Raw genomic sequence first — 23,810 nt, 5'->3', positions numbered from 1 at the left:
ACAAGATAGCGTTACAGTAGAGAGGTTATCGCAATAAAAATTAGGAGACAAACATGAATAAACAGAAGTTGGTGATCGTCGGTGCGGGTGGCATGGTCGGTGCGACGGCGGCGTACGCCTGTGCGCTCAGGAGTGTAGTTGAGGAAATCGTGCTGATTGACCGTGACCCCGATCTGGCGTGGGGTCAAGCGGCGGACATCACTGATGGAATGGGAATTGATCGGTGTGTCGTGGTGCGGCCTGGTAGTTATGATGACATCAAGACTGATGATATCGTGGTTATCACCGCTGGTGCACCGCAACAGCCGGGGCAGACGCGACTGGAGCTGCTCGGCGTGAATGCTGAGATTATGCGTGGGACAGTGAGAAATATTATGAGGAACGGTGCTCGTCCGTATATCCTTGTGGTATCAAATCCGGTTGATGCACTAACGTATGTGGCGCTGAAAGAATCGGGCCTGCCAAAGAGTCGGGTGTTTGGCACGGGGACAACGCTTGATACGTCGCGGCTTAAGTCGTATATCGCGGATCAGCTAGATGTACATAGTCGAGAGGTTGACGCCTATATTCTAGGGGAGCATGGTGATTCGTCATTTGCGACAATTGAATCAGCGCAAGTCGGTGAGGTGCCGCTCGCTGATTATCCGGGATTTAAGCCAGCGATGGTCGACGGTATTGAGGAGCAAATTCGTCAGCGAGCGTATCGGGTAATTGAGACCAAGCGGTCGACGTATTATGCAATTGGTTTCGTTATCTCCAAGATTGTCTCGGCACTACGCTCGTCGTCACGCTCGGTCTATCCAGTCTGCTCACTGGTTGAGGGCGAGTATGGGCTGCACGATGTAGTGCTCGGCCTGCCATCAACGATTTGTGCGGATGGTGTGAAGATCTTGACTGGGTATCCGCTTAATGAGCGCGAACAGGCGGCACTGCGTCATTCGGCCAAAGTGGTGACAGAAGCCATTCGTAGTTTAGAGTGATGTTTGACGGAATAAATATTATATGTTACAGTTAGATTACTATGGAAGAGTTGTCGCACAAAAAAGCGCAAAAATTAAGAGTCGAAAAACTCGGTGAGTGTATCAATCCGCTAGCAGGCGATATTTACGAGACCGCCTTGAATTTGTTTCCGGCTCGGACACTAGAGGAGATGCAAATTGTTATTGATGAGAACAGTGGTGACTTCAGGGGTGGTGAGGGTGAGACATGGAATGGTGAGAAAATTCCAATGATTGTCATCGGCACGAGGGAGACGCTGTCTAGTCCGAATCTTATAGCACGGATGTCGTCTCGACTGGGTGTGCCGCGTGAGCGACTTGAGGATGCAGAAATAGGTCGTCAAATCGTCGGGTTGATAGCGTTTTGTCATGAGTTAGGGCACGTAATCCAGCTTGACGAAAAGATAATGCAGGTTTTTGGTGAGATAGATAATACCATCGTACCTCTGCCGGTGGACTATACTAGTGAGCAATACCAAGAATATGTCCGGTCTGACCACGAAGCTAGTGCCGACTATATTGCAGCCTGTATTTTGGCGGCGAGCCGGTTGGGTGAAGCTATGGGTTATCGACCGCCGATTGAAGATGTCGCGCAGTGGCGTTAGTGGGTGGCAGCAAATCCGGTAGTTCTTGACTAGCCATACTTCAGGTATTGTGATATAATCGCCAAACAGTATTAATTTACTCCGAGAACTCGGCCATCCGCGAGGCACGGACGTGAGCAGAGGTTACGGAGTCGCACATAAAGGAGGAGCTATGGCTCAAGACACTGGTATCAAGATTCGTATTCGCCTGAAAGCGTACGACCATAAAGTCATCGACCAGTCAGCAAAACAAATTATCGATACGGCAATTCGCACCGGCGCGAGCGTGGCCGGCCCTGTGCCGCTGCCGACTCGTCGCAGTACCTACACGGTGGTAAAAAGCCCGCACGTCTATAAAATGGGCGGCGAGAGCTATGAGATGCGCACCCATAAGCGCCTCATTGACATTACCAATGCCACGCCAAAAACGATTGATAGCCTGCAGAATCTGAGCTTACCGGCTGGTGTTGACGCCGAGATTCGGATGTAATTGGTCGCTAATCCTACAGCAGAATTTACCACGATCCCGCTTGATAATCACAAGCGGGATTGCTTTTATTTAGAAAACGTAGTACGGTAGGAGTGTACTAAATAAATACCGTCTATGACGGTGGAGGGACGTATGGGAATACTAAAGAAAACGGTAACGGTGCTTGGGCTGTCGGCGACGGTGTTTGGCTTGGTGCTGAGTGGCGCACCAGTTGCGAATGCTACCGAGGGTGTTGTCTTCAGTGACGCAGTTGGCTTGAGCAAAGATGGCTCGTTGTGGCTATATCAGAACAATGCTATCCCGGGTTGGCCATTTAGTGGCGGTTCGACAAAGATCGGGCAGGGCTTTAATAAATACACAAACATTACATTTGCTGACATGGATGGTGATGGTCGTCCGGATATCGTTGCCTATTCAAAGAATCAAAAGGCTCAAGTATTCCGTAACAATGGCTCAGCAACGACGCCATTTGCCGACAAGCCGGTTGCGAGCGACATCGACCATCATGGTGGCGCGGTATTTGCTAAATTGAACGGTAAGGATAGCCCAGTCTCACATGTTTATGTCGACGCTAACGGTAACTTGATGGCAGGCAAGGTCTATCTGCGCTACAAGAAGCTTGAAGGGACGTATGATTTCGTGTCAGATGAAGCCCGTCAAATCGGTCACGGTTGGAATAATGTTCGATCGATTGTTGCTGGTGATTTGAATGGTGATGGTTATGATGATATCGTCGCAGTACGCCAGGACGGTACGATGTGGGCATATCTCAATCGTGGACGCGACAACAAGACGACAATGTTCGAGAGCGGTCGTCAAATCGGTCATGGCTGGAACGGGTTTGATACCATTATGCTCGGTGATATGAACACTGATGGCCTGGCGGATATTGTCGGTCGGACGAAAGACGGACGGTTGCTGCAATATACAAATAGCGGTAATATGAATTGGCCGTTTAGTAGTGGTTTAGCAGAAGTTGGTCACGGCTGGAATGGATTTAAGTCGGTCCATCTGACAAACATGTGGTAATTTATTTCACATAATCTGAGCCTAGGGCAGCCTCGCTTTCATGCGGGGCTGCTTTGCTATGGTATGCATGGTATGATATGATAAAAAAGCTTATGGCAAAACAAAAATCGCGAACGTACGCTCGTAATCGCTCAAAGGCAAGTAGCATTACCAACCGCAAAGGTCGGGAGCGGCTGTACGAAACTGACAGCACCTTTTTCGTAAAGTTGGTGGTGTGTGTCGTGCTGGCGGCATTGTGGTTGCGACTGAAGCAGCCGATTGAGCTGGGCGTGGTAGCGATCCAGGCGCTGCCGGTTGGACTGATTGTCGGCCTGCTTTTAGTGGTGTCGGTCGAGAAGTATCAATTTAATCGCAAGATTTGGTACGTGACGCTGATTTTAATGGCAATTGTGACATCATTTACACCTGTAGGGATTATGATCTAGCCTAGAGCTTATATTGAGTGCGGGAAACAGAGGCCGTAGAGTGCGATGCCGGTCGCGACCGAGACATTAAATGACTCCTTGGTACCTCGCATGGGGATTTCGACGATGTAGTCGCACTGCGCTAGAATGTCCGGCTCAATGCCATAGACCTCCTCACCGAGAAATAGGGCAAAGCGGGCTGGTGGCCGAAACGTGTTAAGTTCTGTGCTCGACACTGATTGCTCTAGGGCGACCACGGGCAAACGTTCCCTGTTGGCATTCTCCGCCAACCACTGACGAATATCGGCTACGTAGCTAAAAGGCAGCATTGTTTCTGCGCCTAATGCAGTCTTGTGAATCTGGGCGGTCAACCTTTCGGTAATATGCGGTAGCCTTGGGTCGATAGACCGGGGGTTGACCAATCGTAAATCGGGGTACGGCGTATAGCCGCTAAAGATAATTTGCCTGACGCCAAAGCCTTCGGCTGTTCTCATAATTGCACCGACATTGTACGTCGAGCGAATGTTGTGCAGGAGGAGGGTAATTTCTGGCATGATATCATTATAGCACTCGCCCAAGGATAAGCTTTTTGCTATAATAAAATTGATGGATGAAGATCGAATTCAACAACAACGTCGCGATCAAGATGAAGACGCAACCCGGAAACGAGCGGCGATTTTAGGCCTACAATATCTGGATGCTCGCGAGTTTGAACAAACAATTCCGCTGATTCGTGATATTTTGACGATTGAAGAGATGTATAACGGACACGTTGTGCCACTGGCGATAAACCCTGACGAGCAGTCATATCGATTTGGCATTACGTCACAGACGCCACAATCATTAGTAGCGACGATGACTAATAACTACCGCGAGCAGGGTATTATTGCTAAGTTCTTCCTGATATCGGCCTCGGGCTTTCGGGCCTTAATGCTGCGATTTGATCCGCCGAAAAAAGTGATTTATGATAATATCAAAATCGCCAAAGAGGGCGATAGTGACACACTCCAGCAGGTCAGCCAGACATTGGCGACCGTCGGTACAAACGACGTGTTTAACTATTTGATCGATCAGGCGGATCGGCTGAATGCATCGGATATTCATATTGAGAATCAGCGCGACACCATTCGGGTGCGGATGCGCGTTGATGGCGCGCTGCACTCGGTGGCGGAGCTGGGCCGTGATCGTTATCGAGTTATCATGGCGGCACTGGCTTCGCGAGCAAATATTTCGACGGCGTCCAATGAGCCGCAGTCGGGGCACATGCAGCAAGAAATCCATCGTGACGGGGTATCACACCTCCTTAACCTCCGTGTCGAAGCGGTGCCAACCATGTATGGTCAAGACGTAGTGCTGCGCTTATTTAATTTTGACACCTCGATGCTGAACCTAGACTTGCTCAGTATCGGTGCGGCTGAACGGGCGCAAATTGATGAGATTATTTCTCATCCGCGTGGCCTGGTGCTGTTAGTTGGGCCAACCGGTTCGGGCAAGTCAACGACTTTGTACAGCATTCTCAATGCGCTCAATACGCCGGATCGTAAAGTGATTACACTGGAAGATCCAGTAGAAAATACCATTCCCGGCATTACGCAGATCCCGATTGATACGACGGCTGGCCAGCGGTTTGATGATGGGCTGCGTAGCGTGTTACGTCTTGACCCAGACGTGGTGATGGTTGGTGAGATTCGTGATCAGGAAACTGCCAAGACAGCAATTCAGGCGTCGATTACTGGGCATCTGGTTCTGTCAAGCTTTCATGCTAACTCGACGTCAGCGGCATTTAGCCGAATTATTGATATGATTGGGCAGAATCCAATTTTTAGTTCAGCGGTGCGACTATTGATCGCTCAGCGGCTGGTGCGGCGGCTACACGATGAGAGCAAGGAAGAGTATGAACCAGATGAGGCAACGCGCAACTGGGTAAAGGAAGTCTTACAGGATCTACCGTCACATGTTGATTGTCCTGATCTTGATACGTTCAAGCTGTGGCGACCCGTGGCGACCGACGAGGTACCGTTCGGTTACAAGGGGCGTATCCCGGTGATGGAACAGCTGGTGGTGACTGAGGAAATTCAGAAATTCCTACGTGGCGATATTGCCGATGTTCACACTGAAGCAATTGAGGCTACAGCCAAGAAACATGGTATGGTGACATTATTGCAGGCGGGCGTGCTGGCGGCTTTGCGCGGCGAGACGACACTTGAGGAAGTTAATCGAGTTATCTAGTGGATATCAAAAAGCCGCGCTGAGGCCAGCTCTCCGACAGCTTTTATTATGATCGTTAGCATGTGGCGAATAGGGTTATATGATAACACGAGCGACGGTTGGCGCTACTCGCTCATCAAACGGCGAAGGAATGACTTCCTCAGCAGTTGGGTTTTCGACTAGTCCAGCTAGCGCTTCGGCGGCCGCCAGTTTATGCTGGTCGGTGATTTTTTTCACACCATGATCCAGGGCGCCGCGGAAGATGCCTGGGAAGGCCAAGGAATTATTAATTTGGTTTGGAAAATCACTGCGGCCAGTGGCGATGACTGCTACGCCCGCCTCTCGAGCGATGTCTGGCATGATTTCTGGTACTGGATTTGCCAGGGCAAAGACGACAGGATTTTTGGCCATTTTTGCTACCATTTCCGGAGTTAATAGTCCTGGCTTTGATACGCCGATGAAAATGTCGGCATCGGTAATTGCGTCGTCTAGCGAGCCGCTAATGTCGGTTTTCAGGTATTGTTTTAGGGCGGTTTTTTCGGTGTTCAAATCATCGCGCTCATCGGAAATAATGCCGCGGCTATCAACAGCGTAAATATTGTAAACACCATAAGCGTATAGTAACTTAGCGATGGCTGTGCCAGCAGCTCCCGCGCCAATCATGACCACTTTACAGTCAGGCAGATTTTTACCAACGACTTTCATAGAGTTAATCAACCCTGCTAACACCACAACTGCGGTACCGTGCTGGTCGTCATGAAACACGGGGATGTCCAGCTCAGCTTTCAGGCGCTCTTCAATCTCAAAACATTTTGGTGCAGCGATGTCTTCGAGATTAATTGCCCCAAAGCTCGGTGCGATTGCCTTGATCGTAGTAATAATTTGTTCCGGCTCGTGAACATCCAGTACAACTGGCACAGCGTCAACATCAGCAAAATGCTTGAACAGCAGCGCCTTGCCTTCCATGACTGGCATGGCGGCTTTTGGCCCCAAATCGCCCAAGCCCAGAATCGCTGAGCCGTCAGAAATCACGCCGACTAGATTATTCGTCCAGGTATACTTTGGCAGGTCTGCTGGGTTTTCGGCGATCGCCTGGCTGACCGCACCCACGCCTGGGCTGTAATAGGCGCTTAATTTATCGCGATCCAACTCCTCCTGGTCGCGCAAACTGGTGGTAATTTTACCCTTATATTTTTTGTGTAGTTCAAGTGCTAATATATTGTAATCCATGCGACCAATTATAGCGCAGTTTAGTGAAGTTTTCAGGAGTTGTCATCTTTGGGTAATTGTGCTAAAATCGGTAACTGATTGTATCGGTGATATTAAATATCGAGTCTTTCAGTGTGGAGCTATAGGGATACAACTATATGGCCAGCTGTTAAGATCCCGAAACAGAGGAAAACAGTATGAGTTTTGAACTAATCAACAAAGTCAACCAAGCGCAGAAAAAACAAGCAGTTGTCGATGTCCGCAGTGGTGACACCGTGCGTGTGTACCAGAAAATTAAGGAAGGTAACAAAGAGCGTATTCAGATGTTTGAGGGTGTGGTTATTCGCACCGACAACAAGCAGTCACACACCTCGCGTATCACGGTTCGCAAAATTGCGTCAGGTGTTGGTGTGGAAAAATCATTCTTGCTGCACAGCCCACTGATTGAGAAGGCGGAAATCATCCGCCGTGCCAAGGTTCGCCGTAAGTTCCTCAGCTTCTTGCGCAAGCGCTCTGGCAAATCAGCTCGTCTGACTGCCAAAAACTTTGACCGCGCTGCCGTCAATGATGTCCACGATGCTAAAGCCGAGGCTGAAGCGGAGCGCCTGAAAGAAGAGGCTGCTAAGGAAGCCGCTGCCAAGCAGGCTGAGAAAGACGCTGCTCAGGCGGAGCTTGACGCCAAGGCCGCCGAAGTAGCAGCTCGTCACAAAGAAGCGTAAGTTTTGAAGCATACAGGGCCGCCCTCTCTGGGGGCGGTTTTCTCGTGGTATAATGCCAATATGTCAATCTTTCATTATATTTCCGTGTTTGTTCCGGTGACACTGGCATTTATAGTGCCGTATGTATTGCGCTATCATGGTTTCACTGACGAAAAGAAGTATCGTTGGTTGTTATATCTAGCGTGCGTATTGTTTTTCATCTCGTGGTATTTGCCGTCGCCGCTGATTGAGGGGCGAGACACCAGCTTTACCACGCATTTCGTGGGCGGTGGATTGTTCACTGGGCTGGTGTGGGTGTACTTGGTGTTAGCAATACGGTGGCGAGCACACTGGCTAGTGATGGCGTTCTCAGTATTTGCGTTGGTGTCGGCGCTCGGCTGTGTTAATGAGCTAGCTGAATTATTGATGGTGAAGGTAGGACTAGCACGTATCACGCTGGATGATACTAATTGGGATATTTTGGCAAATACGCTGGGCGCGGCAGTTGTATGGCTTGGTTGGGTAGTCGCAAATTTGGCGGCGAAAAAAGGTCGGCGTGCACATGATCCTCGGCATTGATGAAGTTGGACGCGGGCCGTGGGCCGGGCCACTGGTGGTGGGTGCAGTGATTTTGGGTGGTGTCGAGATTGAGGGTCTCAATGATAGTAAAAAGTTAACCAAAAAATGCCGTGAGGATCTGGACGAGGTGATTCGCGAGCAGGCGGCTGCATGGGCGCTAGGCTGGGTGAGCGCCAGGGAATTGGACGACGTTGGCATGAGTCAGGCGCTAAGGCTGGCGACACGGCGAGCGGTCAAGCAAATTCAGGCGCAGTGTAAAGAGAAAAATTTGGCATTTGATGAAATTATCATTGACGGGACGGTTAATTTTCTGGCGGATACAGCGCTGGAGCGATACGTGACGGTGATGGCCAAGGCCGACGGTTTGATTCCCAGTGTGTCGGCGGCGTCGATCATCGCCAAAGTAGCGCGTGATCAGTACATGACCGAGCAAGATGCGGTCTATCCAGGGTATGGCTTCGCGTCAAATGCTGGCTATGGCGTGGCCAAGCACCGTATGGCAATTGAGCGGTTGGGCGTGACGCCATTGCATCGACTGAGTTTTGCGCCGCTACAGAAGTATGTGGAGGCTGGTTCGCTACCATTCTCCTCCAGAGTACACTCTTCACTCGCACCTCCACCGGAGATGGCTCGTGAGCGTTCGGCTGAAACGTCCGCTACTCGCGAACATTTCACAACCTCTGTCGGAGGAGATAGCGAACCCGCTGCTCGCCTATCCACTACTCGCGACATTGGCAACGCGGGCGAGCAGGCCGCCGCAGACTGGCTAGTGGCGGACGGCCATGAGATCATCGCCCGCAACTGGCGGACACGGTACTGCGAAATTGATATTGTCAGCTCGAAGGACGATACGTTGCATTTTACAGAGGTAAAATATCGTAAAAACGACAACTTTGGCGGTGGACTGGCGGCAATTACCGCCAAAAAACAGCGTCAAATGCGCTTCGCGGCGGAATTGTTCGTAGCGAAGCATCCACAGTATGAGGGGCGCGACATGCAGATACTAGCGATAGCTGTTGACGGAGAGCAGAGTAGCAAACAATCTGTCGTTATCGACTAGCTATGCCACTACAACATAGAGGTAACGCCTAAGGCCAAATAGATCTAGTTACTAAGTGCATCAATAACCGCCGCCTGATCCCGTTCAATCAGTGCTACTCTACCGGCTATCTCACGGATACCCAAATCAATGGTGCGGGTCAGGGCTGGTTCGGCGCGCAGCGGCTTAGTGAATTTGGTGAAGTCGTTTAGCTCATCGCGGGTCAACAGAGCGCTGGCGGCGTAGCGGATAAAATTATCGTAGCTTTTATCGCCGCCAAAGGTATCTTTCACCCACGACCAATTTTCTTTCAGCCAATTCCAGGCAATTTGCCGATTTTCCCGCGTGCGGATGAGGTAAATAAACCAGCGGCTGGCGTCTTGCGGGCGGATAATGTCAGCATCCTTGATCGCCGTTAAAATTCGTTCGGCGGTTGCTGGATTTTTCGTCGAGGTCAGGCTTAGCGCGATATCAACTTGCAAGTCGGCTGACGGTGTATTCTGGTATATCGTAAAAAGCTTGTCAATCATTTCTGGCGTCTCGAAGTATCTGACATTGGCGTTGATGATCAGCGGGCGAATTTCAGCTGGTAAATCCTCTGGGTTAGTCTCATTAAAACGTCGTTTGGCCTCCGCGAGCGCTGCTGAGTCTTCGCCGTATAACATCAAACCTAGCGCTGCCGTGCGCCGTTCGCGGTCGTCATCAGACTCGCCGTCCTGCTCATCCCAGCCAAGTTCCATGAATGTATCGCGGGCAAATTCAGCAGAAATCTGCTTTAGCCGAGCGCGTCCTGCTTCACTGTCATCGACGAATTTGCGCAATTCCACCAAATTTGTCCCGGCTTTATTAAAGACTCTTTCATTGGTCTCGTGCTGAAAAACGCGTGCCAGCGGCAGTAGCGCCGCCGAACTTTCTCGTCCAGACCGCGCCAACAACGTCATGTCTTGCAATAAGCAAATTTTATCTAACGTCGGTAATTCTGCCGCTTTTTCGATCAATCGATCTCGTGTTGCTGAGTCGTAGTGCGTTACGAAATGTCCGTTCAGTCCGCAGTTTAGCCGAACGTCGCCATTTGCCGTAAACGTTTTCTCGTGCTCGGTCAGAATATCATCAAGCGGCTGATTGGCGAACAGTGGAATTGGCCACAGGGCGTCGGACGGCTGATGGTCGCCGATGAAAAAGCGTTCCTGGCGGAGGGTGACAGTGGACTGCTCGCCAGAACTATCCTGCTCGACCTGCACAATCGGCAACCCCGGCTGAGAAATCCAGGCATTCATCAATTCAACAACTGGCTGGCCGCTGGCGGTTTCTAGCTCTTGCCATAAATCATTACCAACAGTGTTTTGATAGGCAAATTTTTCAAAATATGACTTTAGTCCTGCGCGAAACGCCTCCTCGCCGATCAGCCGCCGCACCATCACTAATAGCCGTCCGCCCTTGGCATAGACAATCGCCGGGTCAAACAAAGTGCTGATCTCGTCCGGATGATTAACGTCGGCCTGCACTGGCTGCACACCATCCAAGCTGTCGCGCCGCAGCGCCGCGGTGACCTCGCTGGTGGCGAAATCCTCCCACATTCGCCATTCTGGATGCAGCGCGTCGACTGCCACGTATTCCATCATATTAGCGAAACTTTCGTTCAACCACAGGTCATTCCACCACTGCATGGTCACCAGATTACCAAACCACTGGTGGCTGAGTTCGTGAGCGATGACGGTGGCGATGAAGCGCTTGGACGATTCTGGCGTTAATTTCGGGTCAGCCAGCAAGCAGCTTTCGCGGTAGGTGATGAGTCCCCAGTTTTCCATGGCACCAGACGAGAAATCTGGCAGCGCCACGTGGTCAGATTTTGGTAGCGGATACGGCACGCCAAAATATTCATCATAAAAATCAATGGAGCCAGTGGCGATGTCCAGCGCAAAATCCAGTATGTCTTCGCTTTGGGCTGGTGTGGCCCAAACATTTACCTCAACGCCAGAGGTGGTGTGGGCGGATTTCTTGTGGAGTTCACCGACGACAAAAGCCAGCAAATAACTACTCATTCGTGGCGTGGTGGCGAAGGTGGTTGTCAGCGCGCCGTTCTTTTCAGATGATTCAGTGACGGGCATATTGCCAAGGACAGTCAAGTCCGGAGCGGTCACGAGTGTCACGTCATACGTGGCTTTGGCGGCTGGCTCGTCAACACACGGAAAGACTTCGCGGGCGTGGTGCGATTCAAATTGGGTAGCAAACAGCTGCTTTTTGACACCGTCGTGAGTGAAATAGCAAGGGTATAATCCATGCATGGCGTCGGTGATGGCGCCGGAAAAGTCGATGCGAACGGTGTGCTGTCCACTGGACAGCTCTGGGCGTGACAGGCGTAATTCGTCAAATTCACCAAGAGAAAACTCAGCTGGCTGGTCGTCAATCAACGCTGAATGAATAGTTAATTCTTTGGAATGTAGTGAAATTGACTCGCCAGTCGACTCGCCAGAAATAATTACCGAGCCAGAAAAAGATTTTTCTTCGGCGTGCGTCAGATCAAGAGTTAATGCGTAATGATGTGGCATAAAGGTGTCGAGTAGGCGTGGAACTGTTTTCATACTTTCATTATAATATAAATATGGCAACGAGGAAAATTAGACGGCGGCAGATAATGGTACTGCTTGTCACGGCGGTAGTGGGTGCAGTAGTGTGGGCGGTGCAATTGCAGCAGCCGCGGGTTGCACCAACTTCGCCGTCTATGCAGCGGCAATTATTTGGTGATTCAAACGCTCAGGCGGAGTTAGCTAAACTAGAGGTTAAAGGTCGCGCACCCAAAACGGGCTATAGCCGCAAACAATTTAGTGATGGTTGGGGTAAAATGAGCGGCTGCTCAGTGCGTGAAGTAATTTTGGCGCGGGATCTAATGGAAACAAAAATTGATGATAAATGTCGCGTGTTGGCTGGGACACTACGTGACCCGTATACTGGTCGGACAATCAAGTTTCAGCGCGGGCCAGAGACCTCGTCGAAAGTACAAATCGATCACGTGGTGGCGTTAAGTGATGCGTGGCAGAAAGGTGCACAGCAACTACCACGTGAGGAACGAGAAAAATTGGCAAACGACCCGCTGAATTTGTTGGCTGCCGACGGTCCGGCCAACCAAGCCAAAGGTGATGGCGACGCGGCAACCTGGCTGCCTCCCAACAAGCCGTTTCGCTGTCAGTACATTGAACGGCAGGTGGCGGTTAAGCGTAAATATCGTCTGTGGGTAACAAATGCAGAGAAAGAGGTGATGGATAAGGTGTTGGCCAGCTGTGGATCGGCGTCGTAATGGGCCGGACTTCCAAGGACTTGATTGGTTGCAAATATCGCCCAAACCGCTTATACTAAACCCATGAAGATTTATCTTGGTTCAGATCATCGCGGGTTTACGCTGAAAGAAAAAGTATTTGCGTATTTGGCGAAAAGTGGCTACGCAGTCGAGGATGTCGGTGGTCGTGAGCTTAATCCTGATGACGACTTTCCGCAGTTTGCGGCAGCGGCAGCGCTGCGAGTGATTGGTGATAGCGAGGATGATCCACGGGCAATTTTAATTTGTGGCGGCGGTCAGGGTATGTGTATGGCGGCGAATCGTTTTAAGGGGATCCGCGCCAGTGTTATTTGGGATGCACATGAGGCGAGGATGACGCGGCGTGACAATAATTCGAATGTATTATGTCTGCCGGCTAGGGTCCTCGAGGATAACGAAGCTGCCTGGAAGGGCATTGTTGAAACGTGGCTCAATACTGCATACACGGATGCCCCGCGGTATAATCGGCGCAATGCGCAACTGGATGAGATCGTATGAGTAGTGTTATCGCCCCGGCAATTTTGGCAGAAAATGCCCAGCAATACAAAGAGCAAGTCGATAGAATTACCGGCTTTGCTGAGCGGGTGCATATCGATTTGACTGATGGTGAATTTGCGCCAACCTTTACGGTCAGCATCCCAGAATTATGGGCACCAGAAGGTTGGACGATTGATATTCACGCCATGGTGAACAAACTAGATGAGTATGTACCGAAGTTAATCGCACTGAGGCCGCATTTGATTATTATTCATGCCGAGGCCGAAGGCGACGTGTTGGGGGCACTCAAAGAAATTAAGCGCTCGGGTATTATGGCTGGGCTAGCACTGCTCAAGCCAACAGTGCCGCAAACCGTCGAAGAGCTTATCAAAGAGGCAGAGCATGTCCTGATTTTCAGCGGTGAGCTAGGTAAGTTTGGCGGAACAGCCAGCCTGATGCAGCTGGAAAAAATTCGGCTCGTCAAGATGATTAATCCGAATGTTGAAATTGGTTGGGATGGTGGTGTGATGGTTGACAATGCTTATAGCCTTGTTCAGGGCGGCGTGAACGTCCTGAACGTTGGCGGGACAATCCAAAAAGCAACTGATCCACCAGCAATGTTCGCTAAACTCCAGCAGGAAATTAGCAAGACGGGTGTGCTCGGGTAGTTTACCATGAGCCAACTCACGACTGGCCAGCTAGAAAAGAAGGCGCAAGAATTACGGCAGCTGATTATTCGCCAAGTGACGGCTGCTGGTAGTGGTCATGTGGCGGGACCGCTGGGGTTTGCTGATGTGATGGCGGTGCTGTATTTTCGGATTCTTAGATTGCGGCCAGAAGAGCCGGATTGGCCTGATCGCGATCTGTTCGTCATGAGTAACGGCCATTATGCACCACTGCTATACGCGGCGATGGCGATGCGCGGATTTTTATCGGAATCAGAGTTAATGAGTTTGCGGCAGTTTGGCTCGCGGCTACAAGGGCATCCGGAGCGGGTAAAATTACCAGGGCTAGAGACGACGAGCGGGCCGCTTGGCTGCGGTCTCAGTCAGGCTGCTGGCATGGCATATCATTTGCAGTATTTACAGAATTCGGAACGCTTCATATATTGTAGTTTAGGTGACGGTGAACTTAATGAAGGCAATATTTGGGAGGCGGCGATGTTTGCAGCCAAGTATAAATTAGGCCGGCTAATCACTATCGTTGATCGTAATACTATTCAAATTGGCGGCGATACAGAAAAAGTCATGCCGCTGAATGATTTGGGTGAGAAGTGGCGCAGTTTCGGTTGGCAGGTGCAGGAAATCGACGGGCATGACGTGGCGCGAATTATCGCGGCAATTGAAGCAGCACAGGCAGTACGCGAGCAACCGAGCGTGATTATCGCGCATACGGTACCTGGGCGCGGCGTTGATTTTATGGAGGGAGATTATCGATGGCACGGCAAGGCGCCAAATGCCGAGCAGGCCGCCGCGGCGCTGACACAATTGGGTTTACTGGCTAAGAAACAGTCGGAAGAAGGGGTGGGCGTATGAGCATGCTGCGGGATGATTGGCGCGCGGGAAATACCGCGTCGATGCGGCTCGGTTTTGGCCGTGGACTAGTTCACACAGCAATGAACAATAGTCAAATTGTGGCGCTAAGCGCTGACCTGGCAGACAGCGTCGGCTTTGGCGAGTTTGCCGAGCGAATCGGCGCGCCGCGGTTCATTGAGGTTGGTGTGGCAGAGCAAAATCTGGTGACGGTGGCATCAGGGCTAGCAGCCATGGGTAATATTCCGTTTGCAGCCAGTTATGCGGCGTTCAGTCCGGGGCGTAATTGGGAACAAATTCGGACGACAATTTGCCTGAATAGTCAGCTGGTCAAGCTGGTCGGTTCGCACGCCGGGCTGAATGTCGGTGCGGACGGCGCGACGCACCAAATGCTGGAGGACATCGCGCTGATGCGGAGTCTGCCAAACATGGTGGTCTTGGCACCAGGTGATGCCTACGAGGCCGAAATGATGGCAGCAGTGATGGCGGCTGATCCGCGGCCAAATTATGTGCGGTTGCCGCGAGCTGACATGCTGCTGTTTTTGGATGGTGAGGTGGCCATAGGCCGAGCGTCCGTACTGCGGCAGGGTAAAGATGTAGCGTTACTAGGTACTGGCACGATGACCTATCAGCTGCTCATGGCGGCAGAACAATTGGCGTACTCCGGCGTTCAGGCAGAAGTCGTGCATTTTAACACTATTAAACCGCTGGACGAAGCAGCGGTCGTTGCCGCCGCCCAAAAATGCGGCCGTGTGGTGACAGCAGAAGAAGGGCAAATTGCAGGCGGATTTGGCAGTGCGGTGGCGGAAGTACTCGGCGATAAATTGCCAGTCAAAATAAAGCGTATCGGCGTCCGCGACCAGTTCGGCGAAAGCGGTACGGTAGCTGAATTATGGCAGAAGCATGGACTTGATGTTGAAACAATTGTCCGGCACGTAAAAGATAACCTGTCATTTATTTAGGCTTACGCAGGCGCCAGGGAATTTCTCGAGCGTCTACAGCTATACAGGAAATTGTCACAAGTGTTGCGATCTCCCATGCTGCTGCATAAGTAAAAATACCAAGTTCCCTCATGAGGATTGACCCCATGATGAGCCAAAAGATAAGACCAGCATTTTGACGAAAACCGTACAAAAATAAATCATAAAACCCCTTCGCCTCTTTTCATTTTCCATCGCCGTTGCTATAATAACCATAAATAGCATAAGGGATAAAAGGGTATATGGGACTGACAATTTCTGACATTCGGCGCAATACCACGCATGCACGCCATTTGATGCAGCGGACACGGGCGCAACATTTTGCGGTCGGGGCGTTTAATATTGATAATCAAGAAACGCTGATCGCGGTGGCGCGGGCGGCGCAGAAGCTCCAGTCGCCAGTGCTGGTGGAAGTATCAGACGCCGAGGTGAAGGCCATGGGTCTGGAGAATGTGCGCGATTTGGTGGATAATTATAAGGCTGAATACGGCATTGAGATGTATTTGAACTTGGATCACGGGCCGACAGTGGAGGGCTGCAAGCGGGCGATTGACGCGGGTTATGAGTTTGTGCATATCGATATTTCCCAGGCAAATCACGATGCCTCGGATGAGGAAATCATCGCCAAAACCCGCGAAGTTGTCGAGTACGCCAAGTTCACCGGCGCGTTGGTGGAAGCCGAGCCGCATTATTTTTGGGGTTCATCAAACGTCCATACCGAGGCGATTGACTATGAAGAAATTAAGAAAACCTTTTCCACGCCAGAGGGCGCGCGTGATTTCGTAGAGGCGACGGGAATTGACACGTTTGCGGCGGCGATTGGTAATTTGCACGGGTTGTATCCGGTGCCGAAAGTGCTGGATTTGGAATTATTAGCGCGTATCCGCGAGGCGCTGCACTGCCAGATTTCGCTCCATGGCGGATCAGGCACGCCGCTGCATTATTTTAAGGATGCGGCGAAAATTGGCGTTTCTAAGATTAATATTAATTCCGATATGCGTTACGCTTTCCGCACGACGCTGGAAAAAACCTTGCGCGAAAATCCGAACGAATACGCCATTGTCAAGCTGATGCCACCAGTCTATGCGGCCGTACAGGAAGTGGTCGAGACTAAAATTCAGGCCTTTGGTTCAGCCGGAAAGGCAGTGGTGTAGTGGCAAAAATTATTACTGTCGGTGCAGGCGTACAAGATGTTTTTTTAAGTCAGTCAGATGCACTAACACCCGTGTGCGAAAGTCCAGAACATTGTTTTGCCAAGTTGGAACTCGGCGCCAAGGCTGATGTAAATCAAATCCACTTCTCGACGGGCGGCGGTGCGACGAATGCTGCGGTGACCTTTGCCAGACAAGGTCATGAAGTTATGTTTATGGGAGTTGTTGGCCGCGATCCGGCTGGTCAAGCGGTGTTGGACGATCTGGACGCCGAGAATGTTGATACGCGATATGTTCGATTTTCCCAAAAATACAATACGGGCTACTCGGTGCTATTGTTGGCGCCAAACGGTGAACGGACAATTTTGACGTATCGCGGCGCATCAACGCATTATCACGCGGCTGATTTTACCGTGGCAGGTGTCGAGGCTGACTGGCTGTATGTATCAACACTGGCAGGTCAGATGACGGTCTTGGATAAGGTATTTCGTGAGGCGCGAGCAGCTGGTATGAAAATTTGCTTTAATCCAGGCAAGCGAGAGCTAGCACAGCGCGAGAAGTTAATGGGACTGCTGGATGATGTGGAGGTATTGGCACTGAACAAAGAAGAGATGCAACAGTTAGTGCCGGGTGATGATCTGGAACAGCTGGTGCGGCGAGCAAAAGAGCTCGTGCCGGTGGTGTTGCTGACAGACGGCGTGAATGGCTCGATGGCGTCTGATGGTGTAACGATTGTCAGAGCAGCGATGTACGAGGATGTGCCAGCAATTGATCGGACTGGCGCAGGTGATGCATTTGCCAGTGGCTTTTTGAGTCAGTGGGCTCATGGCGCCCAGCTGAAGGACGCAGTAGTATTTGCCAGCGCAAATTCAAGCTCGGTCGTCAATCATATTGGTGCTAAAACCGGTATCTTATATCAAGGTGCGCGACTACATGCCATGCCACTAAGCGAAAAGGAGTTTTAATGTCAAGAAACTTAACAAAATTATTGGGTGATTCAGTGCGGACACGAGTTGCCGTGAGCGAGCTCAGACGAATGGCCGGCGATGATAGCGATGTGAGGTTGATTACTGAGATTTTAGCTCGGGCTCATTCAATTATCCGTGCACTTGGGCTTGATCCGGCGGACACGACGGGCAGAGAAGTGTACCAGGCGCTAATGGCTGCTGCGCCGCGAATTGACCAGATAGCCTGGGCGAGAGCTAGCGACTGGGTGATGATGGATTTTGACGGGCAGGTTATCTCGTTTCATCCGGTGGATATCGTTGAAAATTATCATCATCAATTACCATACGGTCAGCATCGTATCGAATCTGGTAAGCGCGGGCTTGGCTATAAAATAACCCGTCGTTTTTCAGCCCATCCGCGCACGCACACGCCGACTGTTGAGCGCGTCGTCTGCGAGGGCGGGATTTGCTATGTTGCCTCGGCCGTCAGTGAGCCAGTCAAGTCCGCGTCGCCGTTCCAGCTACCGGTAGCCAACGCTAAACCAAAATGCCGCAAGTCAGCTGCCGTGCCCGTAAAATCTAAAAAATCTGCTAGCAAAAAACCTCATAAAAAGTCCCAGCAAAACGCAAATACCCTGAAGAAATCCCAAAAAGTCTGAATTGACACGATAGGTGATCAGCAATAGGTCTTATTTGCTTGTACCAGCTCAATGATCTCATCGACGCTGTCGGTGATGGTGTAAATATCCAGGTCTTTCTCGACGATAGCTCCCTCGGCCAGCATATGATTACGGAAAAAGGCGTCCAAATCACTCCAGAATGCTGTGTCAAATAGGATCACCGGTGCGCGGTTGGCTTTCTCAGTCTGGATTAGTGTCAATATTTCTGCTAGTTCATCCAGTGTACCAAAGCCGCCCGGGAAGTAGATATACGCGTCGGCAAACATAGTCATGACAATCTTTCGCGGGGCAAAGTGCTGAAACTCAAACACCTCGGTAGCATACTTATTGACCTCCTGTTCATGCGGCAGGCGGATATTGAACGCGATCGACTCGCCGCCAGCAGCTCGCGCTCCCTCTTGGACGGCCTTATTAGCGCCTTCGTTGGCGGCGCCCATGATGCCGTGTCCACCACCAGAAACAATAGCATAGCCGAGTTTGGCTAGCCGTTCAGCCGTTTCTTTCGCGGCGTGGTAATAGGCGCTATTCGGGTCGGTGCGCGCCGAACCAAAGATAGTTACTGTTTTCTGATATTTCCGGAGAATTTCGTAGCCGCTCTGGATTTCATCTTCCATCTTACCGAGGCGGAACATCGCAGCCTGCAGCTGCACATCGCGCGGAATACATGTATTTTGTGGAGTCATTGAAGTGCCCTTTTTGTTTTATCGCTAATAACTGGTTAACTATATCATGAAAAGTTGTTATTTGTCAATAATGCTACAATAGTAATGATATGAGCGCCTTTAATCTCGTCTCCAACTATCAGCCGACCGGTGACCAGCCGACGGCGATTGCTCAGTTGGTGGATGGTTTGAAGCGGGGCGAGCGTGAGCAAACCCTACTAGGCGTGACGGGTTCGGGTAAGACCTTTACTATGGCAAATATTATTGCTCGAGCCAATGTGCCGACGTTGGTGCTGGCGCACAACAAGACGTTGGCAGCGCAGCTATTTTCTGAGTTTAAGGAGTTTTTTCCGGATAATGAGGTACATTACTTCGTCAGCTATTTTGATTATTATCAGCCAGAAGCCTACATTGCCAGTAGCGACACCTACATTGAGAAAGACTCAAAAATTAATGATGAAATCGATCGGCTGCGGCATGCGGCGACCTCGGCGCTGCTGACGCGGCGCGACGTTATTATCGTGGCCAGCGTGTCTTGTATTTACGGCATCGGTTCGCCGGAAACGTATGCTGATATGGCGATTCAATTGACGGTTGGTGAGCGGCGGGTTCAGGACAAGTTTATTCGCTTGCTAACTGATATTCAATATAAGCGCAACGACGTTGATTTTGCGCGCGGGACTTTCAGGGTGCGCGGCGATGTAGTGGATATTTTCCCAGCTGGGCAGGACACGGCGGTGCGAGTGGAGTTTTTTGGCGATGAGGTCGAGAGACTTACGCGAATTGATCCGCTGACTGGCGAGATTTTGGATCAGCCAAAGCAACTGACGATTTTCCCGTCTAGTCACTATTCGACGCCGCGTGAACGAATTGAAAAAGCCATCACTGGTATTGAAAAAGAGTTTGATGAGCGGCTGAAATGGTTTGAATCGCACGATAAGTTACTCGAGGCACAGCGTCTCAGCCAGCGCACCAAATATGATCTAGAGATGCTCAAAGAAACTGGCTTTGTCAAAGGTATTGAGAATTATTCGCGCTATTTGACAGACCGCGAGCCGGGCGAGCAGCCAGCGACCTTGATTGATTATTTTCCCGACGATTGGCTGCTGCTGGTCGACGAGTCGCACATGACCTTGCCGCAAGTTCGCGGTATGTATAACGGCGACCGAGCGCGCAAGGAAGTGTTGGTGGAGCATGGTTTTCGTTTGCCGAGTGCGCTGGATAACCGCCCGCTGAGGTTTGATGAATTTGATCAGCACATTCATCAGGCGATTTATGTGTCGGCTACACCGGGTGACTATGAAATTGCTCATTCGCCAAAGCCGGCCGAGCAGTTGATTCGGCCGACGGGGCTGCTTGATCCGCCGATTGAGGTGCGGCCAACTGAGGGGCAGGTTGATGATTTGATGGAGGAGATTCGCCAGACCATCGCCAACGGCCACCGCGTGCTGGTAACCACCTTGACCAAGCGCATGGCTGAGGATTTGAGCGCCTACTTGACCGACAATGGTGTGAAAACAGCGTATCTACACAGTGAAATTGACACATTGGAGCGCGGCGATATTCTGAAGGATTTGCGGCTGGGGACGTACGACGTCTTGGTTGGTATTAATTTACTGCGTGAGGGGTTGGACCTGCCGGAAGTTAGCCTGGTGGCGATTATGGATGCTGATAAAGAAGGCTTCCTGCGCTCTGAACAGGCGCTGATTCAGACGATTGGCCGGGCGGCGCGGCATGTCGATGGACGAGTGTTGATGTATGGTGATAATGTAACTGACAGTATGCGGCGAGCGATTGACGAGACGAATCGTCGGCGTGCAATTCAGCAGCAATATAATGAAGAGCACGGCATCACGCCGCAAACCATCCAGAAGAAGATTGACGATGGCCTGCGCTCTATCATCCCACAAAAAGAATCAGACAAAAAGCCAAAACTTGATTTGAAGAAGATTCCAAAGGACGAATATCCAACGCTGATCAAGGAGTTGACTGGTCAAATGGAGCTCTATAGCGCCAACCTGGAGTTTGAAAAAGCCGCGGAGCTGCGTGATTTGATTGCAGAAATTCGCCAGACCATGTAGAATGAGGGTAGCATAAGCGGAGGTAATAATTATGACACAAAAGAAAACAGCATCAACACCAGAGATGGTGCAACCGGTACAGGACGCAGATGTTCCGCCAGTTCCACAGTATGCATCGCAGCCAACGGCGTATTACCCTCAGGCTACAGTTGATCCAAATCGCGGCAAGGCAAAGTGGCTGACATTTGAATATCTGCTGGCGATGGTATCAACAGTCGTTTCGGCGTTGTTATTTGCGCAGGTATTGGTGGCGTTGTTTGGCGCTTGGGTGAAGGCTAATGGTGCAACGACAACGACTTCGACTTCGATTGGTGGCTGGTTGGCTGACATACTGTCAATAAATATGGTGACACCAGGGACGGGTATCGTCATGGCGGGTGTGTTGGCGACACTATTTGCAGTCGTTGCGCTCATCACATTTGGTCGTGTCTCACGGGCTATCTCGGATCGCGACAACTACACTAGCCGGACAGCGTATAAAGTAGTAACATACGGCGCATTTGGTGCATTGATAATTCCAGCAATAGTGCTTGTAGCAAAAATAATAACAGTTCTCATTAGTTCACTACTGTTTATCGGTGCGGGCAGTGCCGATAGGGTGTACGGGGCGCTATATCTCGCCGAATTTGTGCCGTATCTCTTGGCGCTAGGGGTGATCGGCGCGACATTGTGGATGCTCAAGGGGATTATTTCTGGCCGTAACACATCTAAGACAATGTCTCTGATTTTGCTGGGTGCAACCGGAGCAGTGCTGGTCGCCGGGGCGATTACGGCAGCCGTCCAAGTACACGATACCGGGTCGACATACACTAGAACCAATGTGCAGCGCAACATTCGTTCGACAATGTGCGATAAGTACGGAGTTGGATGTGACTAACAAAGCGTCTGGGTGGGATAAGGACGGTGGGTTCGTCTTGCCGACCGTCCTTGTAGCGAGCATTATGCTGTTGCTGATTTTGTTGGCTGGTCTCCAGCTGGCGTCGGCAGCAGCTAATGCCTTGATGGAGCAGTATTATAATCAGCTGGCGCGTGAAGCGGCTGAGGCAGGCGTGGTGCGGATGAATGAATGTATCAGTCGTGGTCATGACAGTGCCATTGCCTCGGGCGTGCGTCCAGGTACCGATTGCCGCGGCAATGGTACGGCGATTGACGTATTTCGTAATGACAAATTACGTTCATATTTTATTGGTGAATACACCTCAACAACTAATCCGCGGCGTGCTGATGTCAAGGGCTACCTTGAGTTGATTCGAAAATCTGATGGCCGCCCGTATAAGACCTATATTTACAATTCACGCCAGCAAGCTATCCCGGAAGTTGATTTTAAGGGGACGCGCGCCAGTAAGCGCTGGTGGTGTATCGGTGGCTCAGTCTGTCTCGATTTCGGTGCGGGCGGGTCAAATAAACCGACTCCACACCCTCATCCAACACACTCAAGTGGCCCATCCCATGAGGGTCTAACGACAATTTCCGATCGTAATGGTAATTTGAAATTCTACTCTGACGGACTTCGTATCTGGAACTCGGCACGGAATATTATGCAGGTTGATAGCTCGGCTCCCGACGGCAATCCAACATGTGACGATGGTCAAACAGCATACTATAGTGAATCACCACAGGGATTGTGTGGCTCGCGTACTGGCACGCAGGCGGTAGTTGCTTTCCCGATCAATAAGGAGGAGTCTAAATATCTCGTAGTATCAAACTCGGCGAATGGTCGAGAGCGGGCAAAATTCGGTACGCTATATTACCACGTCGTTGATTTTACCAATGATCCACTCGGACGAGTGACGAAAAAGAACATGTCCATTGGCATGGCGGGCAGTTTTTCGCGCAACTATTCTGGCGAGGCGATGAATGCCGTGCCGAATAATGCGGGAAATGGTGCGGTGGTATATACCTATCGGCCGGGTTCGCCGAATCAAGTCTATGCCTTCAATATTTTCTCGACTGACAACGGAGCAACTATTCAGACGCCAAATGCAGCAGTGTATAATGTGCCGTCTGGTCCGGCTCAGCCGTGTATCGTGCAACCAAATCCATCAAGTCCTTCGCGAACGGGATTCGGTTCAATTAACTTTAACAACGAGGCCACCAAAATGCTGGTGTTTATGGGGGGTAGTGTCTGTCCAAATCGTAATGGTAACGCTGGAGTATTACACGTATTTGATATATCTGGGGCTGATACTAATATGACACCAATAGCTCATTGGTCGGTCGGTGTATATAACAATGATCCACTTGATAATAGTCTAGGCTATGCAGCTGATTTCTCGCCTAATGGCAGCCATGTCTATGTGTCAAAAATATATACTGGTGAATTATTCCGCTATGATATAACGAGTCGCAATGGTAGTGCTATCAAAGCAAGCGAGCGATTTATCGGCTTTACTGGCTGTGAGCACTTTAGGGATTGCATCATAGCTGATTCGCTACCCAACTCGCCAACCCCAAATCACCCTGACTGGAAAGGCCTTGGTGGTGATGGCGGTGGACAAGTTTTGCGCGGCCCAGATGGTCGAGTGTACGTAGCGGATCGTGGGGCCAACAAGATTAGCTACATCGAACGACCAGACGCACCAAATGCGGCAACCGATGCGGCAACGGCGGCGGCTATCGGCTGGAACCGCGGTGGGTTATCACTTGGTTCAGGAATGAGTATGTACGGTCTGCCACAGATGGTGACGCTCCATTCGCCGCGACTGCTGAGTTATTAGATTTTCCTCGAGACAGTGCTATAATAGACTGC

The 23,810-nt window shown here is 50.8% G+C and carries 24 protein-coding genes; 20 read left to right on the top strand and 4 right to left on the bottom strand.

Going from position 1 to position 23,810, the window contains the following annotated elements; genetic code table 11:
* Positions 1-53: 53 nt before the first annotated feature.
* The 5 genes from FBF24_03365 (at position 54) to FBF24_03345 (ending at position 3,526) form a co-directional block, all read left to right on the top strand.
* Positions 54-980 carry an L-lactate dehydrogenase gene (locus FBF24_03365; GenBank protein QCT40910.1) on the top strand — a complete coding sequence of 309 codons (927 nt, stop codon included), beginning with the start codon at positions 54-56 and terminating at the stop codon, positions 978-980.
* Between the two features lie 41 nt (positions 981-1,021).
* Positions 1,022-1,603, top strand: a complete 582-nt coding sequence (locus FBF24_03360) for a hypothetical protein (protein ID QCT40909.1) — start codon at positions 1,022-1,024, stop codon at positions 1,601-1,603.
* 151 nt (positions 1,604-1,754) lie between these two features.
* A complete protein-coding gene (gene rpsJ, locus FBF24_03355) occupies positions 1,755-2,072 on the top strand; it encodes a 30S ribosomal protein S10 (GenBank protein QCT40908.1) in 318 nt (105 codons plus the stop codon).
* A gap of 114 nt (positions 2,073-2,186) precedes the next feature.
* Positions 2,187-3,101, top strand: a complete 915-nt coding sequence (locus tag FBF24_03350) for a hypothetical protein (GenBank protein ID QCT40907.1) — start codon at positions 2,187-2,189, stop codon at positions 3,099-3,101.
* Between the two features lie 92 nt (positions 3,102-3,193).
* Entirely contained in the window at positions 3,194-3,526 is a 333-nt protein-coding gene (locus FBF24_03345; GenBank protein QCT40906.1) for a hypothetical protein, read from the top strand.
* Positions 3,527-3,534: 8 nt separating this feature from the next.
* Here FBF24_03345 and FBF24_03340 read toward each other — a convergent pair whose 3' ends face one another.
* Entirely contained in the window at positions 3,535-4,059 is a 525-nt protein-coding gene (locus tag FBF24_03340; GenBank protein QCT41175.1) for an RNA methyltransferase, read from the bottom strand.
* Positions 4,060-4,111: 52 nt separating this feature from the next.
* On the opposite strand from FBF24_03340, the gene FBF24_03335 reads away from it, so the two are divergent.
* A complete protein-coding gene (locus FBF24_03335; GenBank protein ID QCT40905.1) occupies positions 4,112-5,734 on the top strand; it encodes a type II/IV secretion system protein in 1,623 nt (540 codons plus the stop codon).
* A 75-nt stretch (positions 5,735-5,809) separates the two neighbouring features.
* Here the strand turns inward: FBF24_03335 and FBF24_03330 are convergent, their stop codons facing one another.
* Positions 5,810-6,943, bottom strand: coding sequence for an NADP-dependent malic enzyme (locus FBF24_03330; protein QCT40904.1), 1,134 nt, complete (start codon positions 6,941-6,943; stop codon positions 5,810-5,812).
* Between the two features lie 176 nt (positions 6,944-7,119).
* Between FBF24_03330 and FBF24_03325 the strand changes: the two genes are divergently transcribed.
* The 3 genes from FBF24_03325 to FBF24_03315 are packed head-to-tail and all read left to right on the top strand — an operon-like array spanning position 7,120 to position 9,259.
* Positions 7,120-7,641: a 50S ribosomal protein L19 gene (locus FBF24_03325; protein ID QCT40903.1), complete on the top strand. Its 522-nt coding sequence runs from the start codon at positions 7,120-7,122 to the stop codon at positions 7,639-7,641.
* 60 nt (positions 7,642-7,701) lie between these two features.
* Positions 7,702-8,199, top strand: a complete 498-nt coding sequence (locus FBF24_03320; GenBank protein QCT40902.1) for a hypothetical protein — start codon at positions 7,702-7,704, stop codon at positions 8,197-8,199.
* Positions 8,183-9,259, top strand: coding sequence for a ribonuclease HII (locus FBF24_03315; protein ID QCT40901.1), 1,077 nt, complete (start codon positions 8,183-8,185; stop codon positions 9,257-9,259). The genes FBF24_03320 and FBF24_03315 overlap by 17 nt, the downstream gene beginning before the upstream one ends.
* A gap of 44 nt (positions 9,260-9,303) precedes the next feature.
* Here the strand turns inward: FBF24_03315 and FBF24_03310 are convergent, their stop codons facing one another.
* Positions 9,304-11,820, bottom strand: a complete 2,517-nt coding sequence (locus tag FBF24_03310) for a M1 family metallopeptidase (GenBank protein QCT40900.1) — start codon at positions 11,818-11,820, stop codon at positions 9,304-9,306.
* A 20-nt stretch (positions 11,821-11,840) separates the two neighbouring features.
* Between FBF24_03310 and FBF24_03305 the strand changes: the two genes are divergently transcribed.
* From FBF24_03305 to FBF24_03270, 8 genes are all read left to right on the top strand, one after another.
* Positions 11,841-12,533, top strand: coding sequence for an HNH endonuclease (locus FBF24_03305; protein ID QCT40899.1), 693 nt, complete (start codon positions 11,841-11,843; stop codon positions 12,531-12,533).
* A 63-nt stretch (positions 12,534-12,596) separates the two neighbouring features.
* Complete coding sequence (locus FBF24_03300; protein QCT40898.1) at positions 12,597-13,049, top strand: RpiB/LacA/LacB family sugar-phosphate isomerase; 453 nt, start codon at positions 12,597-12,599, stop codon at positions 13,047-13,049.
* Positions 13,046-13,696: a hypothetical protein gene (locus tag FBF24_03295; protein QCT40897.1), complete on the top strand. Its 651-nt coding sequence runs from the start codon at positions 13,046-13,048 to the stop codon at positions 13,694-13,696. Before FBF24_03300 ends, FBF24_03295 begins: the two co-directional genes overlap by 4 nt.
* Positions 13,697-13,702: 6 nt before the next feature.
* A complete protein-coding gene (locus FBF24_03290; protein ID QCT40896.1) occupies positions 13,703-14,563 on the top strand; it encodes a transketolase in 861 nt (286 codons plus the stop codon).
* Positions 14,560-15,522: a transketolase family protein gene (locus FBF24_03285; GenBank protein ID QCT40895.1), complete on the top strand. Its 963-nt coding sequence runs from the start codon at positions 14,560-14,562 to the stop codon at positions 15,520-15,522. The genes FBF24_03290 and FBF24_03285 overlap by 4 nt, the downstream gene beginning before the upstream one ends.
* Before the next feature lie 260 nt (positions 15,523-15,782).
* Positions 15,783-16,694: a class II fructose-bisphosphate aldolase gene (locus FBF24_03280; protein QCT40894.1), complete on the top strand. Its 912-nt coding sequence runs from the start codon at positions 15,783-15,785 to the stop codon at positions 16,692-16,694.
* A complete protein-coding gene (locus FBF24_03275) occupies positions 16,694-17,656 on the top strand; it encodes a sugar kinase (protein QCT40893.1) in 963 nt (320 codons plus the stop codon). The genes FBF24_03280 and FBF24_03275 overlap by 1 nt, the downstream gene beginning before the upstream one ends.
* Positions 17,656-18,297: a hypothetical protein gene (locus FBF24_03270; protein ID QCT40892.1), complete on the top strand. Its 642-nt coding sequence runs from the start codon at positions 17,656-17,658 to the stop codon at positions 18,295-18,297. The genes FBF24_03275 and FBF24_03270 overlap by 1 nt, the downstream gene beginning before the upstream one ends.
* A 17-nt stretch (positions 18,298-18,314) precedes the next feature.
* On the opposite strand, the gene FBF24_03265 is transcribed toward FBF24_03270, so the two are convergent.
* Positions 18,315-19,001, bottom strand: coding sequence for a TIGR00730 family Rossman fold protein (locus FBF24_03265; protein QCT40891.1), 687 nt, complete (start codon positions 18,999-19,001; stop codon positions 18,315-18,317).
* A gap of 89 nt (positions 19,002-19,090) precedes the next feature.
* Between FBF24_03265 and uvrB the strand changes: the two genes are divergently transcribed.
* From uvrB to FBF24_03250, 3 genes are read left to right on the top strand one after another with little or no spacing between them, the layout of a single operon-like run.
* Positions 19,091-21,061 carry an excinuclease ABC subunit UvrB gene (uvrB, locus tag FBF24_03260; GenBank protein QCT40890.1) on the top strand — a complete coding sequence of 657 codons (1,971 nt, stop codon included), beginning with the start codon at positions 19,091-19,093 and terminating at the stop codon, positions 21,059-21,061.
* Positions 21,062-21,092: 31 nt separating this feature from the next.
* Positions 21,093-21,938, top strand: coding sequence for a hypothetical protein (locus FBF24_03255; GenBank protein ID QCT40889.1), 846 nt, complete (start codon positions 21,093-21,095; stop codon positions 21,936-21,938).
* On the top strand, positions 21,931-23,778 hold the full coding sequence (locus tag FBF24_03250) for a hypothetical protein (protein ID QCT40888.1): 1,848 nt from the start codon (positions 21,931-21,933) through the stop codon (positions 23,776-23,778). Before FBF24_03255 ends, FBF24_03250 begins: the two co-directional genes overlap by 8 nt.
* Positions 23,779-23,810: the final 32 nt, after the last annotated feature.

The organism is Candidatus Saccharibacteria bacterium oral taxon 488 (assembly GCA_005697215.1).
GTDB lineage: Bacteria > Patescibacteriota > Saccharimonadia > Saccharimonadales > Saccharimonadaceae > Nanosynbacter.
Note: the sequence above shows the minus strand (reverse complement) of the source record. Positions and strands in the feature narration are given on the sequence as shown.

Excerpts from the sequence above, each read along its gene's own strand:
- FBF24_03365 (QCT40910.1), top strand. The coding sequence starts at position 54 with ATGAATAAACAGAAGTTGGTGATCGTCGGTGCGGGTGGCATGGTCGGT.
- FBF24_03360 (QCT40909.1), top strand. The coding sequence starts at position 1,022 with ATGGAAGAGTTGTCGCACAAAAAAGCGCAAAAATTAAGAGTCGAAAAA.
- rpsJ (QCT40908.1), top strand. The coding sequence starts at position 1,755 with ATGGCTCAAGACACTGGTATCAAGATTCGTATTCGCCTGAAAGCGTAC.
- FBF24_03350 (QCT40907.1), top strand. The coding sequence starts at position 2,187 with ATGACGGTGGAGGGACGTATGGGAATACTAAAGAAAACGGTAACGGTG.
- FBF24_03345 (QCT40906.1), top strand. The coding sequence starts at position 3,194 with ATGGCAAAACAAAAATCGCGAACGTACGCTCGTAATCGCTCAAAGGCA.
- FBF24_03340 (QCT41175.1), bottom strand. The coding sequence starts at position 4,059 with ATGCCAGAAATTACCCTCCTCCTGCACAACATTCGCTCGACGTACAAT.
- FBF24_03335 (QCT40905.1), top strand. The coding sequence starts at position 4,112 with ATGGATGAAGATCGAATTCAACAACAACGTCGCGATCAAGATGAAGAC.
- FBF24_03330 (QCT40904.1), bottom strand. The coding sequence starts at position 6,943 with ATGGATTACAATATATTAGCACTTGAACTACACAAAAAATATAAGGGT.
- FBF24_03325 (QCT40903.1), top strand. The coding sequence starts at position 7,120 with ATGAGTTTTGAACTAATCAACAAAGTCAACCAAGCGCAGAAAAAACAA.
- FBF24_03320 (QCT40902.1), top strand. The coding sequence starts at position 7,702 with ATGTCAATCTTTCATTATATTTCCGTGTTTGTTCCGGTGACACTGGCA.
- FBF24_03315 (QCT40901.1), top strand. The coding sequence starts at position 8,183 with ATGATCCTCGGCATTGATGAAGTTGGACGCGGGCCGTGGGCCGGGCCA.
- FBF24_03310 (QCT40900.1), bottom strand. The coding sequence starts at position 11,820 with ATGAAAACAGTTCCACGCCTACTCGACACCTTTATGCCACATCATTAC.
- FBF24_03305 (QCT40899.1), top strand. The coding sequence starts at position 11,841 with ATGGCAACGAGGAAAATTAGACGGCGGCAGATAATGGTACTGCTTGTC.
- FBF24_03300 (QCT40898.1), top strand. The coding sequence starts at position 12,597 with ATGAAGATTTATCTTGGTTCAGATCATCGCGGGTTTACGCTGAAAGAA.
- FBF24_03295 (QCT40897.1), top strand. The coding sequence starts at position 13,046 with ATGAGTAGTGTTATCGCCCCGGCAATTTTGGCAGAAAATGCCCAGCAA.
- FBF24_03290 (QCT40896.1), top strand. The coding sequence starts at position 13,703 with ATGAGCCAACTCACGACTGGCCAGCTAGAAAAGAAGGCGCAAGAATTA.
- FBF24_03285 (QCT40895.1), top strand. The coding sequence starts at position 14,560 with ATGAGCATGCTGCGGGATGATTGGCGCGCGGGAAATACCGCGTCGATG.
- FBF24_03280 (QCT40894.1), top strand. The coding sequence starts at position 15,783 with ATGGGACTGACAATTTCTGACATTCGGCGCAATACCACGCATGCACGC.
- FBF24_03270 (QCT40892.1), top strand. The coding sequence starts at position 17,656 with ATGTCAAGAAACTTAACAAAATTATTGGGTGATTCAGTGCGGACACGA.
- FBF24_03265 (QCT40891.1), bottom strand. The coding sequence starts at position 19,001 with ATGACTCCACAAAATACATGTATTCCGCGCGATGTGCAGCTGCAGGCT.
- uvrB (QCT40890.1), top strand. The coding sequence starts at position 19,091 with ATGAGCGCCTTTAATCTCGTCTCCAACTATCAGCCGACCGGTGACCAG.
- FBF24_03255 (QCT40889.1), top strand. The coding sequence starts at position 21,093 with ATGACACAAAAGAAAACAGCATCAACACCAGAGATGGTGCAACCGGTA.